Below are 16,525 nucleotides of genomic sequence, written 5' to 3' on the forward strand. Positions count from 1 at the left end.
CTTTTTTTTCAAGAGGATTTATTTTGATCAACAATACAAAATTTTATTTGAAATTATATATAAAGTTTGCAATCTCTTGTAAGCCGTTTTTTATATTCATTTGTTTTATATGCTTATGTATATCTTCAAGATTTTTATCATCGGAAAATATCTCCGATACTTTTTGAACAACATCATCAGGTTTAGGAATGTACCAGCCAAGCTTATTTTGTGTAATATAAAGCATATTTCCAAGCTCTTGACCCCTTATATATGTAGAAATTATAACAGGTTTTCCTATAGAAATAGCTTCCATAAGTGTCGCAGGACCTCCTTTTGTTATAAGGCAATCTGCTATATTCATTAAATCGGGCATGAATGAAACAAAGCCGAATATTTTAATATTCTTAAAAAATGAAAACTGAGTTAAATATTCAAGGCTATGTCTAAGGGGTCTGTTTTTTCCGCATACGACAATTAAAAATGCATCTATAGATTTTTTCATAAACGAAAGGACTATAGGAGCTGCTTGTTTTAATCCTTCACCTCCTCCTGCAATAAGTACAATCTTTTTATTTTTAGGAATCCCAAGTCTTTCCTTTACTGCAATTATTTGTTCTTTGGAGTAAGGCTGATCAAACTGTTCGGATAGCATCAGCGGAAATTGATGAATCCTCTTAGGATCCAGACCATATTTTTCTGCGGCCTCCTTTCGTATTTTTTGAGAAAAAACGACAAGCTCCGTATTTTTTTCAAAAAACCATAGAGGATGAGCCGTGAAGGGATCCATAACAATGCTTATTAGCGGGATATCCTTATTAATTCTGTTTATCGCATCCCGGCAAAGAGTGATAAGTATTTGATGTAAGCAAACAACCTTTGTTATCCTATTTGCCTTTAAAAATTCTGCTAATTTTCCAACAGTATATGGGGCCACAATTTTTTTACTGCATCTTATAACTGATTCTAAACCTGTAAATTGATAAAAAGCCACATATCCGGGCTCAAAATAGTTTGTAGTTCCAAGATAGCCTTTTTCAAAAAAAAGCTTAAAAAAAGGAACTCCCTTATCAAAAGCGTCTTTTAAAGAACATTCAACATTATCGGGGTATAAATCAAGTAGTTTGCTGGATAGAGCTTTTGCACCAGATAAATGGCCTGCTCCGGTTTTAAGGTATATAAATCCGATTCTTTGCTTCATTGCTATACTATACGAAAAAACCGAAAAAAGGGCAAGCGATTGGTCTTTGTACCATATTGACAACTCAGGCATAAAAGGATAACCTGTTTTAAGATGAATGAGGGCTTTTGGCCTAAATTTTAGGAGGAAAAGGTGAAAAAGTTTTACATTGCGGCAAATTGGAAGATGAACATGAATAGGGCTGAGGCCAAGAGCCTTGCAGAGGAGATGAAGGCCGGTCTAAAAAACGGCAGAAACAAGTACATGATAGCTCCTTCATTTACCCTTTTACAGGATGTTGCATCTGTGCTTAAGGGTTCTAATATCCTGTTGGGTGCTCAAAATATGGGCTTGGAAGAAAAAGGAGCTCATACGGGGGAGGTTTCTATCCTTCAGCTTTTGGATGTAGGAGTTCAAACCGTAATTTTAGGTCATTCCGAAAGACGTCATATATATAAAGAAACCGATGATCTTATCAATAAAAAGGTAAAACTTGCATTAAAACACGGTCTTGAGGTTATTCTATGCGTTGGAGAACTTCTCGAAGAGCGCGAAGCGGGGCATGCCGAAGCAGTATGTGAAAGGCAGATTAAAAAAGGACTCGCAGAGGTATCCGCAAAGGATTTGGATAAGGTAACGATAGCTTACGAGCCTGTTTGGGCAATAGGAACAGGGAAAAATGCAAGCCCTGAAGATGCCGATGCGATTCATTCTTCAATAAGGAAGACCTTAGCCTGCATTTACGGCGAAAAAGCTGCTAAAGAGATGATAATCCAATACGGCGGTTCTATGAAACCTGAAAATGCCGAAGGTCTTTTAAAAAAGCCTAATATTGACGGGGGCTTAATAGGAGGTGCCGGCCTTAAAGCGGAAACATTTTTACCCATAGCCTTGTTTTCGTAGTAAAAATTAAAACAATCAATGTTTTTGTTTTCTACTTGAAAAAATGGCAATAAAATGCTAGTATCTTAGGAGCTGTGATAGTTGTTTAGCTTTACAGTATAATAAAATAACTTAAATTGGAGGGTTATTAACATGAAAAAGAAGTTTTTTGCAATTAGTATTATGGCTTTATTGGTTTTGGCTGTTTTTGCCGAAAATCCTGCTCTTGTAAAGCCAAAAACAGAAAAAATTGAGATTAAAGCAAGGCCTACAGCCCTAATTTATTGGACAAAGATGGATGTTCCCGGGTTGGAAAATCAGGTTGAGTTTTATCTTACTTATGAAGAAGATAATGATACCTATAATGAGGCCGACTGCGAAAAATTTATTATGGAATTTATCGCCGAATACAAGCGAATTAACGTTTTTTCAAAATTTGAAGTTGAAGATTTAAAGGCTGCCTCAATAGGAAAAACAAAGACAACAGTCTTAAAACGGGTTATTTTCAGAAAGGGCCGCTAAAATATTTAATAAGAGCTCTTGAAACTTTTATAATTTTTTTGTAAACTGTAGGGTATATTTTTATAATTGGAGTTAGATTATGGGTGGTTTAGGTATTGCTTTGTTGGTACTTTTTGTCATAATTTGTGCGATTATTATCTTTTTGGTTTTATTACAAAATGAAGAAGGTGATAGCTTGGGCGGCCTTTTTTCGGGCGGAAGCAACTCAGCCTTCGGTTCAAAATCGAGCAATGTATTAACAAGAGCTACTTATGTTGTAGTTGCCCTGTTTTTTGTAACGACCTTTTTATTGGCCCTTATTACAAAAAGCCCGTCGGATTCAGGTTTATCCGAAGAGGCAATGAAAAAACAAACCGAAACATCAACCGAATGGTGGAAAAGCGGCAGCGATACTGATAGCGGCGGCGAAACCAAAAAAGACGGTGAGTAGTTTAAAAGAGATACCGATAAATTCGGTATCTCTTTTTTTTACTGAAATTTATGTATTTTATACCTAATAATTGAAAGAAAAAGTATCAAATAAGGCCTAAAGGCCTTGACGGAACCGCTTTTTTCCATTTACAATAGACTACTAGAGGTTTATATTTGGAAGACGCATATACAATAGTGTTAAAAGATGAACAAGTGCTTTCCGCTCTTTGCGGTACCAATGACAGAAATTTAGATTTTCTTGAGCAATATCTTGGTGTTCCTGTCGTGTGCCGAGGGAATGAGGTAAGTGTTTTGAGCGCCGATGATGAGGTTTGTAAGAAATTTCAACATGTGGTTGATAGGGCTGTGAATTCATCGGAAATCAAATCCGGCAATTCATCGGAATATATCGAATCTCTTATATCTACCATAACTGTTTCCGAGCAACAGGACCTTTCCTCGGGCTGTATCCATATTCCAAGAGGAATACGCTCCGTATATCCTAAAAATCCTCATCAGCTTGAATTCATCGGTTCTATCCGTAATAACGATATAAGTTTCGGCCTTGGCGCTGCCGGTACCGGAAAAACCTACTTGGCCGTTGCCTGCGCCCTCCAAATGCTTATGTCGCACCAAGTACGTAAGATTGTTTTTACAAGACCTGTAGTAGAAGCCGGAGAAAGCTTAGGCTTTTTACCGGGCGACCTTGTTCAAAAGATTACTCCATATTTGAGACCTCTTTATGATTCTATAGAACTCTTAATGCCTTTTGAGCTTATACGCCAAATGGAGGAGTCCAATATGGTTGAGGTGGCTCCTTTGGCCTATATGAGGGGCAGAACCCTCCATAACGCCGTTGTAATTTTGGACGAAGCTCAAAATACTACCAAAGAGCAAATGAAGATGTTTTTGACGAGAATGGGTGAAGGTTCCAAGCTGATTATAACCGGAGACCCTTCACAATCCGATATTTCATCGTCAAAAAATTCCGGTCTGGTGCATGCGGCAAATCTTTTATCGAAAATTCGGGGTATCGGTATCGTAAGGTTTTCTTCGGAAGATGTTGTACGGCATTCCCTTGTCCAAAAAATAATTAAAGCCTATGATAAAGAATAAAAAAGAAAGTAAATTTAAAGAAAGAATATCTTCTCTCAGTCTGATATTTAAAAGAAACAAGGCCTTTGTGATTTCGGTTGTAGTAAGTTTTTTGATCTTAGCTGTAATGATCTATATCAACGCTTATGAGAATTCGGGATTTTCCAAATTGACTATTTCCGATTTTGAAGTCGGGATGGTTTCCGATAGGGATGTAATATCAAACCGAAATCTTGAAGTCATTGATGAAAAAGCTACGGAAATAAGAAAGGTTGCAGCTAAACATTCAGTCAGAGCTGTTTTTTATAAAGATAATTCTGTTTCCGAAAAAATGATAAGGGATTACTCCGAATTTGCAAGCTATATAATAGGTCTAAAAGATTCTGCAAAGAGTTTTACCGCCTTTAAGTTCATGGTTATGGAAAAATACCCTGTTCTTCTTTCGGAAAATGATTTGGAAAGCATATATAAGACTAAAGATTTTTATGAGATTACCTCTCTTTCTTTGAGCATGTTAAAACAGCTTTTTGATATAGGTATAATAGAGATGCCTCTTACCGGTATTGAAAATTTAAATGATGCCGAGATAAGTTTGAGGACAAACCAAAATCAGTCCTATACAAATGTATTTATTGCAAACCTTGTTTTGTTTTACAATGTGCAAGATCAGATAAAAAGCTTCCTTTCAGATGTAAAAAAATCAAAGCTTGAGTCCTATGTATTGAGTATGGTGCTCCCCTTTGCCCAGGCTAATATTTTATTCGATACAGAAGAAACCGAAAAAAGGGTAGAAGAAGCCTTAAAAAAGGTAGCCCCCGTAAAAATAAATATAGAAAAAAATCAAAAGATTATAAAGAGGGGTTTTATAATATCCGAAGATGCCTATACACGTTTAAAGGCCTATGTAGGGGATGGAAGATACATAGATTTTAGGCAGATTGCTGCCGCCTTAATTTTTTTAAGCTTAGCTCTTATAACAAGTCTCTTTTTGTTTTCCGAAAAGATTATCGGGCAAAGTTTGGATTTTAAATTCAATTTGCTTATTTTAATCTCTTTTGATTTGATTTATATTTTGGTTCTTTTTATTTCAAGGCTTTCTATATTTTCATATCCACTTGATATAGTTCCTATATTGCCCGTTACCTTTTTGACTATGCTGATTGCGGCTTTAATCTCAAGAAAGATTTCGGTCTTTGCAGTTTTTGTTTTTTCTCTTGCCGTTTTCGGTGCAACCGGGTTTAAAATTCAGCCGGCCCTGTTTGCTATCCTTTCAGGTCTTGCCGGAGCCGGCATGGTAAATATTAAGGGCAGAAGGATGGACCTGATTAAGACTGCTTTAGGCTTAATCTTGGTGCAGCCCATAATTTTGCTATGTATGTTTGCCATTTTCCCCGGTTCGGCAAGCGATAAATCTATTCTTTTATTGGGTGCTGCAGGCAGCGGTTTTATAAGCGGTATCTTGGTTTTGGGCTTTTTGCCTATTTTAGAAACCTTGATGAATGTTCCCACAAGCTTTAGGCTCATGGAATTGTCGGATCTTAATTCGCCTATCATGAAAAAAATGCTTATAACCGTTGCCGGAACCTACAATCATTCTATGATGGTTGCCTCTTTGTCAGAAAGTGCCTGCCGCGAAATAGGAGCAAATTCGATTTTGGCAAGAGTGGGAGCCTATTATCACGATATCGGAAAGATGGAGCAGGGCGAGTACTTTGTAGAAAATCAGACAAATTATAATAAGCACATGGATATAAATCCTCGTCTTTCGGCTACGGTAATACGAAGTCATGTAAAGATAGGTATAGAAAAAGCAAAGCAATTGCGGCTGCCTCAGTCCGTTATAGATATAATCGCCGAACATCACGGGAACAGCTGTATATCCTATTTTTATGCAAAGGCAAAAGAACTTGATCCTAATGTGGATATCGAAGACTTTTGCTATCCCGGAACACCTCCGCGCTCAAAAGAATCGGCTGTTGTCATGCTGGCCGATATAGTTGAAGCTGCATGCCGTACCTTGGAAAAACCCTCGGTTCCCCGTTTGGAAAAATTTATAGATGAGCTTGTTTCGGGAAAAATCAATGCAGGTCAGCTTGATAACTCTGAGCTTACTTTCCGCGAAGTCAGAATAATAAAGGCTGCCTTCGTAAAAATATTAGCCGGCTACTATCATTCCAGAATAGAATATCCGAATCAAAAAAATCCTGATGATGAGGAAGCAAAGCCTTCAAACAAAAACGGTCAAAAACTAGAGGCTGAAACTAATCAGGTACAGCCTCAAAAGGAAAATAATAATGTCTAATTCGATTAGTGTGTCATTTAATGATGAACCTCCGGGGTCTATAGACCCTGTAAGAGTTGAAAATTTTATCTCTGAGGTTTTAAACGGTCTAAACTTGAAAAATTGGGATATCTCCTTGTTGTTTTGTGATGATGCTTTTATTCGCAATCTTAATAAACAATACAGGGATATCGATTCGCCGACAGATGTCCTTTCCTTTGAGCAGGGAGACGAGTACTTTGATGAGGACGGTGAAACAAGGTTTATGGCCGGGGATATAGTTATAAGCCTTGATAGTCTCCGCTTTAATGCCGAAGAATTTAAGGTAGATATAAATGAAGAGCTCAAAAGACTGATTGTACACGGCATTTTGCATTTGAAAGGAATGGATCATTCGGATAATTCCCCTGAACAGGAAATGCTTAAATTTCAAGAAGAATTGCTTATGCAATATCAAAATATAGAGATTTATCGGGTATAGTTATGGGTATAATAGACTTATTTAAAAAGAAAGGCAATGTAAACAATATTCTAAAAGAGGGATTAAATGACGAAAAACGGGATATGATCCGCGGTGTTGTGGATTTATCCGATACGGCAGTAAAAGAGGTTATGATTCCGCGTATTGATGTTGATTTTTTAGCCCTTGATACGCCTAGCGATGAAATCTTAGACCGAATATCCGAAAGCGGCCACTCCCGTTTTCCTGTGTACGATGAATCCATCGACAATGTTATCGGGATTCTTTATGTTAAGGATATTATTAAACTTTTGACAAAGAATCAAAAAATTGAGCTTGATAAGATAGTACGCCGTGCATTTTTTGTTCCGGAGTCAAAACGGATTGATGCTCTTTTAGCCGAATTTAAAAGGCGCCATGTTCATATTGCCGTTGCCGTTGATGAATACGGCGGTGTTTCAGGCATTGTCTGTATGGAAGACATTATAGAAGAGATTGTAGGCGATATACAGGACGAATTTGACAATGAGGGAGAAGATATTACCGAAATAGCCTCAGGAGTCTGGCTCTGCGATGCCAGAGTCGATTTGGATGACCTGGCCGAAACCATTAAAAGCGATGACCTGCCTGTAGACGAGTTTGAAACCTTAGGCGGCTTTGTATTCGATCTATTCGGAAAAATACCTGCCAAGTATGAAAAAACGGCATGGAATGACTATGACTTTATTGTTCAGGATATGGACGGCCACAAGGTAAAGACCGTTAAAATTGTTCATAACAAGAATTCTACACAAAACTAGGGAGGGGTGTATGAAAAAGCCTTTTTTCGGATTTATATTTATTGCTTTATTTTCAGCTTCTTTATTTTGTAATCCTGCAGACCTATATCAAAAAGGTGCGGAATATCAGGCTAATGAAGATTGGTATGGGGCTATCGAAATGTACCAATCCGCTTTAAAGGAAAACCCCTCTTATAATTTGGTATATCAAGGGCTTGCAGAATGTTTTTATGCCCTCGACGAGTATGACCAGGCCCTGTCCTTTGCAGAATCGGCGCGCAAATATAAAAAAGATGATCCCGATTTACAAAACCTCCACGGGTTTATCTTGGTCGGCCTTGGAAAGATTGATGAAGCCAAAGCTCTTTTTAATCAAGTCTTAAAAAAATATCCCAACAATCCCGAAGCCCGTTTCGGCTTGGCCGAAATAGAGGTTTCCCAAGGAAAGCTCTATCTTGCTTCCGAGATGTATAAGCAAAACCTTCAGCGCCAGGGCGAAAACAGAAAGGCTCTTCTTTCCTTAACCCTCGTAAGCTATGAGGCCGGAAATGTTAAGCAGGCTGAAGACTATATAAAAAGAGCCTTAAAATACCATGGGGATAACCCTCAAGTCCACTATTTTGCCGCCTATTTAAATTCCCTTGACGGAAGACTTGAAGAGGCAGAAGGCCGTATTTATTCGGCTCTTAAACTAAAAGAAGATTATGATGAGGCCTATGCTCTTTTAGCTTCAATCCTATATGCACAAAGGCGTTATGAAGAAGTTATAAAGATTTCGGACATGAGGATTTCAAAAAAAAGAGACAGGGCCGATGCCTGGTACTTAAAAACCTTGAGTTTAAGGCGGCTTGAACGGTACGGCGAGGCTATAAATGCCGCTAAGGTAGGCCTTTCCTTGGATGCCGATGACGAAATAATGCGCTGTCTTTTAGAAGAAATCGCCATAGAAAATTTAAATTTTGAAGATTCCTTCCGTATGGAGCTTTCAAAATACCACGCCGAAAGAGCCCTCGGCTTTTCCCGCAGAAATATGACGGACAAGGCCCTCTATGAGTACAGGAGAACCTTAAAAATATATCCTTATGATGTTGAAAGCAGGGAGGCCTATGCCGGTATCTTGCTCCGTCTAGGCTATCCCGAAAGATATTTGGAGCAGATGCTCTTTATTCAGTCCATAGCAAAGAGCAATACAAGGGTAAATGATGCAGTTGAGGCCTATGAAAAGCATCTTTTAGGTTCCATTCAATCAAAGTGGCGTATAGATCCTCTTTATTTGGATAAGGCCCACATATCCATAGGCCTATTTTACGCCATGGAAAGCTCGAATGTTTTACATCCTGAGGCCGAGCGTATAACTCAAATCCTTACCTCGGATATTTTTTCTTATAATCCCAGACTCAAAATCACCTCTTATTCGGATAAGCCTGTAACCTACAGGGAGGCTTCAAAAAAATCTCGTACCGAAAATCAGGACTATTTCGGTATTATAAGGCTTAAAGAGAACAGAAGGGATATTCAAATCATATTGGAGCTTTATGTTTCGCGTACCGGTTCTCCCGCAAAAACATTTACCGTTTACCGTTCGGGCAATGACCGCTTTTCAAACGGTATAAGACGGCTTTCTTCAATGCTTAATGAGGCAATGCCCATTGTAGGCAAGCTTATAAACCGCTATCAAAATGAGGCTGTCATCGATATCGGCAAGCACGATTCGGATTTTAAGGATTTAAAAATTGCCGTTATACGAAAGGACCGCTTGGTCATCGAAAAAGAAGGTTTAGGCTTGGTCTTTGACCCATCGGATCTCTTGGGTTATTTTGAGCCTTCAAAGTCGGAGGAAAATTTATCCGAGGGGATTTTAAAGAGAAACGGTTACTATGATAGAATGAATGCAGGCGATTCCGTAATTATTTTTAGCGAAGAGACAAAACAAAAAGCGCTTGAAGATTATACGGATACCGGCCAAAAAAATTCTTTGTTACTCTTACTTCTTAGGAGAATTCGCTAGCGAAAATTCGCCAGCTCTACAAGGCAATAATGTGCCCATTCTTTTGCCTGAGACGGATAAAGGTCTTGGGCTGTCAAAAATTCCAATAGGGCTTCGTCATAGAGGTTTTGGAAAAAGAGAGTCTGCCCTATATAAAAATGTGTCCTTGCGGAAACTCTGGAAGTTCTGCGTATTCTTAAAAAATTGCTGAGCTCAACCTTGCATTTTTGCCAGTTTTTTGTATAAAAATGCTCATTCAGAATTCTTTGCAATTCCATACCCTCACCGCCGTCAGGCGTTTTTTTGTCGTCAGGAAAGATGTAGGGTTCAAGCCTTTGAGAAGAGATAATAAATTCCCTAAAATCCCTTTTTTCCGCCGTAAGGGCGTTTATAATGGTTTCGGTTTGAGAGGAAAAAAATTCCGTCCTTTTTTTTGTGTGCCTTGAAGGGTTTAAAAAGGGGAGAGGAATAGGGCGGTTTTGTACGGCAATATGTTTTTTCTCTTGTTCTTCGGAAGAACCGAAAACTTCGACAGGACTATTAATCGTGTTTATTCCGTTTATAAACTGAATCTTGCCTGAGGCTATTTCGTTTTCTTCGGCAATAGCATAGTAATAGGGTATTCCGGGAATCGGATAATCGAAAAAGGGAAGTCCGTCATCGGTTATGTTTGCAATCGGAACAGCTTCGGCAAGGGAGGTGATTGATGAAAAGGCCGTTGTCGACCTGTAAAGGATTAGATTTCTTCCCTCAGGCCTTGCTTTCCAACTGATCATTACAGACCTTTCCCTTGTAAGGAGCGAAAAAGATAGAAAGGCAAAGTCCTCATTTTTTTGCAGGTCTTGCGGCTTTTCGGAAAATTCTATTTTTTCGGAACCCGTTTTATCGGGCCTTACCTCAGGCACGAGCTGCGGCTGTTCATTTTCACCTGCAAGGGCTTCCCCTGTAAGAGCGGCTTCCTCTGCAAAACAAAAAGATACAACAAAAAATAAAAATATAATAAACCCTTTCTTCATACCTTATATTTTCGGCCTTTTTTTAAAAAAAATCAAGAGGCCGATATGGTTTCTCCGGCCGGTTTAAGCGGCCGCAGCCGATACCGTTTTTGCATATCTTGAATAAAACTCGTTTTAATACTAAAATATAAACTTATGAAAACCGGTTTTATCGCGGAAAGGGCAAAACAGCTTAAGATCTCTTCTCTTTCGATTTCTGAAGGCTTACGGTCGGGCGAGTTCAGTTCGGCGTTTCGGGGGCAAGGAATAGAATTTGACTCGGTGCGGGAGTATGAGACGGGGGATGATGTGCGTTCTATCGATTGGAACCTTACGGCACGCAGCGGTAAGACCTTTGTTAAGATGTACCGCGAAGAAAGGGATTTAAGCATTTTTATGTGCTTGGATTTTTCGCTTTCGATGGAGCCGGGGCTCGATAAAATAAGTCCTAAGGAAAAAGCTATCGAAACGGCGGCCCTCCTAGCCTTTGCAGGGAGGCATATGTTTTCCCCTGTCGGAGCTCTTTTTTTTGACGGAGAAAAGGGGCCCTTATTCCTTCCTCGGACCGGAGAAGAGCATATTTTGGCCATATTAAAATCTATGGAAGATTTTGCCTTTTGCAAAAACCGAAAACCTGTAAGGGGAACACGGCTTGCTTCTTCAATGACGGCCGCTTCCAAGATTTTGCGGTCACGCTCCTTGGTGATAATCATTTCGGATTTTAAGGTTGAGGGCTATGAAAAGGAACTTGGACTCTTGGCCGCAAAACATGATGTTGTGTGCGTTAGGATAAGCGGTTCCATTGATTCTTTTTTACCTGAAGCGGGTTCGATAAGATTTAAAGATCCCGAAAATAATTTTAGGATGCTCTTGCCTACGGGCTCTAAAACTTTTCAGATGGAATATAAAAAAAATTTTACTGAAGAAATATCGAGATGGGAAAATACGTGTAAACATTCCCTTGCAAATCCTGTCTTACTCGATGTAAATGAAGATACCGTAAAAGTATTGGGCGACTTTTTTTTATCGAAGCAAAGCAATCAGCGTATTTCAAAAAATAATTTAGCAAAGTTGGGAGCGGATGTATGGAAGGCATTTTAATCCCCCAACAGGTTTTTGTGGGAGACTCCGCAGAATTTTTATTTCCCATAGATGCCTTGCAATCTTTTGATCCTTCGGTTCTGATGTCCGGCTCTTTTAAGATTGATAAGATAAACCAAAATACTTTTATGGATATAACTTCCATTCAAATTAAAAAACAGGAAAAGAAAGAATACATATCCATAAATTTTACTCCATGGGAAACGGGTTCTATTTTTTTTCCTCCATTGACCGAGGCCGGTATTTACGACTCAATGCCTCAAGTTTTTATTTCTTCAATATTGGAAACGGCAAAGGTTGAGGTTATTCAGCCGCCGCGGCCTCCTCTTTTACTTCCGGGTACAAGTTACCTGCTTTATCTTATAGCTTCCGTAAGCGGTGTATTTATTTTTACTTCGATAATGGTTTTTTCTGCTGTGCGGAAACATTTTTTTGTTTATTCTTTTTCGAGAGCTCAAAGAATAAGGATTAAGGCCTTGAGTAAGTCTTTGCGAAAATTAAAACGGCAAGTGTCTTCCATTTCTTCTTCCGATAGTCTTGAGCCAATTACAAAAAGAAAGGACTGGTTAAAGAAATTTGAATTTGCTTTTAGAAAGTATTGCTTCAGCTTGACCTCATCTGAAAAGGTGTTAAAATCGGAAGAGGGTGACTGTCTTACCTACTCGGAAATCTTGGAAAGCCTTAGACGGAAGTTTGAAACGACATACGGAGTTTACTTTGAATTTGAAAAAATCTTTTTTAAGCTTCAAGCTCTCCGTTTTGGAAATGCGGATCTAAAAGAAATAAATTTTGAAATGGAAAGCATTTATTTTTTAAATCAAACTTTTAAACTTATGAAAATAGCAGAATCCGAAATTCAAAAAATTATAAATTCCTCTCAAAAAGAAAAATTAAAATACAAGGCGGATGCAAATGATTAGTTTTAACCATCCCCTTATGTTTTTATTGATTTTATTTTTTCCCCTGTTTTTTATATTAAAAAAAAGCGGTCTTATTACAAGCCCCGAGTTAAAATTAAATTTGGTTAATTGGAAGGGCTTTTTTCCTAAAAGAAATAAACTTATGGAATTCGGGAATTTTTTATCTTATTTTCTTTGGTACTGCGGAATTATTCTTTTGATAATAGCCCTGTCGGAACCTGTTATTTTTAAAAACAAACAGGTTTATACGGATTCTGGAAGTTCTATTATGTTTTTGTTGGACATAAGCCCTTCTATGGCAGCAAAGGATATGAACGGAGAAACAAGGATTGAAAGTGCAAAAAAAATTATAAGGAAATTTGTTGCAAAGTATCCGGGGGATTCTTTCGGCTTGACGGCTCTTTCAAGTTCTGCTGCTTTGATTCTTCCTCCTACAATCGATCATAAGGTGTTTTTATCCCGCCTTGATTCTTTGAGCATAGGAGAATTGGGAGACGGTACTGCAATAGGCATGGGGCTTGCCGTTTCTTCAGCCTATATGACGAGGGCTAAGTTAAATTCCTCATACATTGTCTTACTTACCGACGGCGAAAATAACACGGGCGAAATAAATCCGAAAACTGCGGCAGAGGTTTTGGTAAATAAAAATATAGGCTTTTATGTTATAGGAATAGGAAACTCGGGATATACTACCTTGGAATATACCGATCCAAAAACGGGAAAGACTTACTCGGGCTCTATTTTTTCAAAGTTCGATGAGTTTGAGCTAAAAAAAATAGCTCAATACGGGAACGGAAAATATGCGTCAGCCTCCTCACCCGAAATACTTGAAGGTATATTTAATACGATATCGAAGCAGGTACCTGCTGCTCAGTCTAATTTTACACAGATTATCGAAGAGAATTTATATGTATACTTTTTATCGGCTGCGATTTTTTCCTTTGCGCTTGTGTGGTTTTTACGCAGAATTTTTATGAGGGTATATATATGATAAGTTTTGAAAATTCTGTCTTCCTGTTTTTTATCTTATTTTTACTTCCTGTTTGGTTTGTGTTTTATCTAAACTTAAAAAAGATAAAAAAGGCCTATTCAAGCTTGGAAAACACAAAAAAGATAATCAAAAAGGCTAAAATAAGAGCCCTGTTTTTTTCTGCTGCATGGATTTTTTTGATTTTGGGTTTGGCCTGTCCCCTTTGGGGCTCTAAGCCTGTTTCAGTCAGGCGCAGAGGAGTATCGGTGATGTTTGTTTCCGATATTTCAAAAAGTATGAACCTTCAAGATATTCAGCCCAGCCGTATTGCCGTACAAAGGCAATTTTTAAAGGTCCTGCTCGAAAAAATGCATAAAACATCGGCTGAGCTTGCAGCGGGGCTTGTAATTACAAAGGGGGAGGGCGTTTTATCTGTGCCCTTAAGCTTTGAAAAAAATGCCCTATCATCTGCAATAGATGCCCTGTCTCCGATAATCCTTTCTTCCACAGGTACTAACCTTGAAGCCGGACTTTTAAGGGCCTTGGATTCTTTTGGAGAAAACAGGGGAAATTCAAAAATAATAGTTTTATGCACTGACGGAGGGGAAACATCCGGCTCTCTTTTACTTGCTGCAGAAAAAATAAAAAAAACGGATGCGGTTCTTATTATTGCAGGCTTCGGTACCCTTGAAGACATTAAGATCAGTGTCCTTGATGAAAAAGGAAATACTCAGTTAAAGGATGCAAGATTGGAAGAAGCTTTTTTACAAAAGGCTGCAAGTATAGCCGGCGGTGAAAGTATGTATATCCCGGCTTTAAGTTCAGGATCTATAGAAAGCATCTTAAAAATAATAGATACCGGTGTAGAGGGAGTAGAAAAAATGGTTTATATACAGGAACCTGTAAAAAGAAATTTTGAAATGCTTTTACTTTCTTTTATTTTTTTATGTTTGGGCGGAGTATCCTTTTATGGTAAAAATAAATAAAATAATCTGTATGAGCATCCTTATTCTTTTGATATCCTCATGCAGTAAAATAGATAAGGCCAGGCTTAATTTTCTTTCGGGATATATTGCATGGAAACAAAATGATTGGAACAAGGCTGCATCAAAATTTTTTAAATCGATAGACCTAAGTAAAGAGATTGAAGATGAGAGAGTAAAAGACTATTCGGATTTTGCAATAGGTTCCATCTATCTTATGCAAAATGAAGATGCCTCGGCTCTTTCCCGTTTTGAAAATATTGATGAAAATATTGATAAAAAATTGGATTCCTATATTTATTATCAAAAAGGAATAATAGCATTTAAAAGTCATGAATACGAAAAAGCGGTAATGCTTTTTAAAAAATCTTTGGAACTAAAACCGGATAGTGTTGATGCCAAGATTAATTTTGAGTTGAGTATGCGTTATCAAAAGAAGCAAAAAGATAAGCTTCCTAATTCCAAAGGTCCCGCCGTTATTGAAAATAAAGAAGACAATTTATCTGAAAAGACGATTTTAAATTTAATACGAAAAAAGGAGAAAGAACGATGGCAAAAGAAAGAGCAGGAAAACAAGCAGCCTCAGGCATTCGATTATTGATTCTTTTTTTTCTTTTTTCTCTTTGTCCGTGCCTTACCTATGCCGGAATAGAGGAAGACATGGAGCTCTCGTTTTCTTCCGGACCTCTATCTATAGATTCCGTTTTTGAAATAAAAATCAAATTGGACGAATATTCTTACAGATCATCGGATGTACCTAAACTTATTATTTTGGATGATGATGAAGTTCTGGAATTTTTGGATTCGGGTATAAATTCATTATACGGCGGCGTTTTAATTACAAACAGATATAAATTAAAAAAAATAGGAAGCTTTGAACTTATTCCGTATTTGTCCTTGGGAAACTATCAAATTAAACTTAAAAATTTTTCTATTCAGGTTGAACCTCCGGCCTTATCAAAGGATACAATGTTTAAATGGAAAATATTGGATGCTGTTTCTTATTACCCCGCAGAAAACATTATACAGGGAAAAAAATATCTCATCGTTTTAATGGGCTTTTTTTATGACTATTTTCAAACCGAAGGCAGGGCTTCCGGCTTGGATATACACTGTCAGGCTCCTGAATATTCCATTTTGGAAGCTGCCGGGAATATTAAAGAATTTGCCGGCTCTAAAATAGAGCATACAATTATAAATGAAACAGGCTGGAAGGCTGTCTCTTATTTTTTGTGGACTCCTCTTAAAGCCGGCGATGTCGGTCTTCCGGTACCGCAAATAAGTATTGCTTCCGAATCGAAAGGTTCCCGCAAAATTTATATTAGAGAGCAAAGGGTGACCGTTATAGCGGGAAGCCTTGAACAAAAAAAAATAAGTGATGATGAAAAAAAAGCTTATGAAAGTTTAAGCCTTGCCTTAGACATCAATAAAAACGAAGTTCGTCAAAGCAAGCTGAAAAATACTAAAGAAAATTTTGAACAAAAAAAAGAAAAGGCCTTACTAATTGCACAGCTGCGTACAAAGGAAGCCGGCCGGCTTTTTTCTGGAAAGATAAAAAATAAAAGACTTGAATATGAAAAGGATCTTAATTTAAAAGAAAGCTTTTCCGTTAGGTCTGCAATCCTAAAAAAAATATTATGGTTTTTATTTTTTATTTTATTGCTGTTATCAAGCTATTTTATTTTGTTTAAAAAGAAAAATATCGGATTTAAATTTGTTTTAATTTTAAGTATTGTTTTGGTCTCTGCCTTTATTTTTGTGTATTCAAGGCAATATGAAAGAGCTGTTTATAGACCGCTAAACTATGATGAGTCTTATTCACTTTATCATATACCGGAAATAAGCGGAACTATTGTAAGCTCTTTGGAAATTGGAGAGACCGTTATCATAAAACAAAAAACTTCCGAATGGTTTTTTATCGAAAAAAAAGACGGTACCGGCGGCTGGCAAAAAAGATGCGAATTTATTATAAGCGATTAG

General features: G+C 37.7%; 16 protein-coding genes. 14 read left to right on the forward strand and 2 right to left on the reverse strand.

Going from position 1 to position 16,525, the window contains the following annotated elements:
- Positions 1-43: 43 nt before the first annotated feature.
- Positions 44-1,180, reverse strand: a complete 1,137-nt coding sequence (locus tag E4O04_RS06385; protein ID WP_253684803.1) for a glycosyltransferase — start codon at positions 1,178-1,180, stop codon at positions 44-46.
- 132 nt (positions 1,181-1,312) lie between these two features.
- Between E4O04_RS06385 and tpiA the strand changes: the two genes are divergently transcribed.
- From tpiA to E4O04_RS06425, 8 genes are all read left to right on the forward strand, one after another.
- The gene (gene tpiA, locus E4O04_RS06390) at positions 1,313-2,062 is read left to right on the forward strand and encodes a triose-phosphate isomerase (protein WP_253684802.1); all 750 of its coding nucleotides are present in this window, start codon (positions 1,313-1,315) and stop codon (positions 2,060-2,062) included.
- Positions 2,063-2,194: 132 nt separating this feature from the next.
- Positions 2,195-2,563: a hypothetical protein gene (locus E4O04_RS06395; protein ID WP_253684801.1), complete on the forward strand. Its 369-nt coding sequence runs from the start codon at positions 2,195-2,197 to the stop codon at positions 2,561-2,563.
- Positions 2,564-2,642: 79 nt separating this feature from the next.
- Positions 2,643-2,993 carry a preprotein translocase subunit SecG gene (gene secG, locus E4O04_RS06400; protein ID WP_253684800.1) on the forward strand — a complete coding sequence of 117 codons (351 nt, stop codon included), beginning with the start codon at positions 2,643-2,645 and terminating at the stop codon, positions 2,991-2,993.
- A 155-nt stretch (positions 2,994-3,148) separates the two neighbouring features.
- Complete coding sequence (locus E4O04_RS06405; protein ID WP_253710624.1) at positions 3,149-4,090, forward strand: PhoH family protein; 942 nt, start codon at positions 3,149-3,151, stop codon at positions 4,088-4,090.
- Positions 4,077-6,371, forward strand: a complete 2,295-nt coding sequence (locus tag E4O04_RS06410; protein WP_253710626.1) for an HD family phosphohydrolase — start codon at positions 4,077-4,079, stop codon at positions 6,369-6,371. The genes E4O04_RS06405 and E4O04_RS06410 overlap by 14 nt, the downstream gene beginning before the upstream one ends.
- Positions 6,364-6,831 (forward strand): rRNA maturation RNase YbeY, encoded by a 468-nt coding sequence (ybeY, locus tag E4O04_RS06415; RefSeq protein WP_253684797.1) that lies wholly within the window; start codon positions 6,364-6,366, stop codon positions 6,829-6,831. The genes E4O04_RS06410 and ybeY overlap by 8 nt, the downstream gene beginning before the upstream one ends.
- A gap of 2 nt (positions 6,832-6,833) precedes the next feature.
- Positions 6,834-7,610: a hemolysin family protein gene (locus E4O04_RS06420; protein WP_253684796.1), complete on the forward strand. Its 777-nt coding sequence runs from the start codon at positions 6,834-6,836 to the stop codon at positions 7,608-7,610.
- Positions 7,611-7,620: 10 nt separating this feature from the next.
- On the forward strand, positions 7,621-9,597 hold the full coding sequence (locus tag E4O04_RS06425; protein ID WP_253710629.1) for a tetratricopeptide repeat protein: 1,977 nt from the start codon (positions 7,621-7,623) through the stop codon (positions 9,595-9,597).
- Here the strand turns inward: E4O04_RS06425 and E4O04_RS06430 are convergent.
- Positions 9,594-10,592, reverse strand: a complete 999-nt coding sequence (locus E4O04_RS06430; RefSeq protein WP_253710631.1) for a tetratricopeptide repeat protein — start codon at positions 10,590-10,592, stop codon at positions 9,594-9,596. The genes E4O04_RS06425 and E4O04_RS06430 overlap by 4 nt on opposite strands.
- Before the next feature lie 135 nt (positions 10,593-10,727).
- On the opposite strand from E4O04_RS06430, the gene E4O04_RS06435 reads away from it, so the two are divergent.
- From E4O04_RS06435 to E4O04_RS06460, 6 genes are read left to right on the forward strand one after another with little or no spacing between them, the layout of a single operon-like run.
- Positions 10,728-11,672, forward strand: coding sequence for a DUF58 domain-containing protein (locus E4O04_RS06435; protein ID WP_253710633.1), 945 nt, complete (start codon positions 10,728-10,730; stop codon positions 11,670-11,672).
- Positions 11,657-12,592, forward strand: a complete 936-nt coding sequence (locus tag E4O04_RS06440; RefSeq protein ID WP_253684792.1) for a hypothetical protein — start codon at positions 11,657-11,659, stop codon at positions 12,590-12,592. Before E4O04_RS06435 ends, E4O04_RS06440 begins: the two co-directional genes overlap by 16 nt.
- The gene (locus E4O04_RS06445) at positions 12,585-13,583 is read left to right on the forward strand and encodes a VWA domain-containing protein (RefSeq protein WP_253684791.1); all 999 of its coding nucleotides are present in this window, start codon (positions 12,585-12,587) and stop codon (positions 13,581-13,583) included. Before E4O04_RS06440 ends, E4O04_RS06445 begins: the two co-directional genes overlap by 8 nt.
- Positions 13,580-14,548, forward strand: a complete 969-nt coding sequence (locus tag E4O04_RS06450) for a vWA domain-containing protein (protein ID WP_253684790.1) — start codon at positions 13,580-13,582, stop codon at positions 14,546-14,548. The genes E4O04_RS06445 and E4O04_RS06450 overlap by 4 nt, the downstream gene beginning before the upstream one ends.
- Complete coding sequence (locus E4O04_RS06455; RefSeq protein ID WP_253710635.1) at positions 14,532-15,146, forward strand: tetratricopeptide repeat protein; 615 nt, start codon at positions 14,532-14,534, stop codon at positions 15,144-15,146. Before E4O04_RS06450 ends, E4O04_RS06455 begins: the two co-directional genes overlap by 17 nt.
- Positions 15,095-16,525: a hypothetical protein gene (locus E4O04_RS06460; RefSeq protein WP_253710638.1), complete on the forward strand. Its 1,431-nt coding sequence runs from the start codon at positions 15,095-15,097 to the stop codon at positions 16,523-16,525. Before E4O04_RS06455 ends, E4O04_RS06460 begins: the two co-directional genes overlap by 52 nt.

Source organism: Treponema sp. OMZ 799 (assembly GCF_024181365.1).
GTDB lineage: Bacteria > Spirochaetota > Spirochaetia > Treponematales > Treponemataceae > Treponema_B.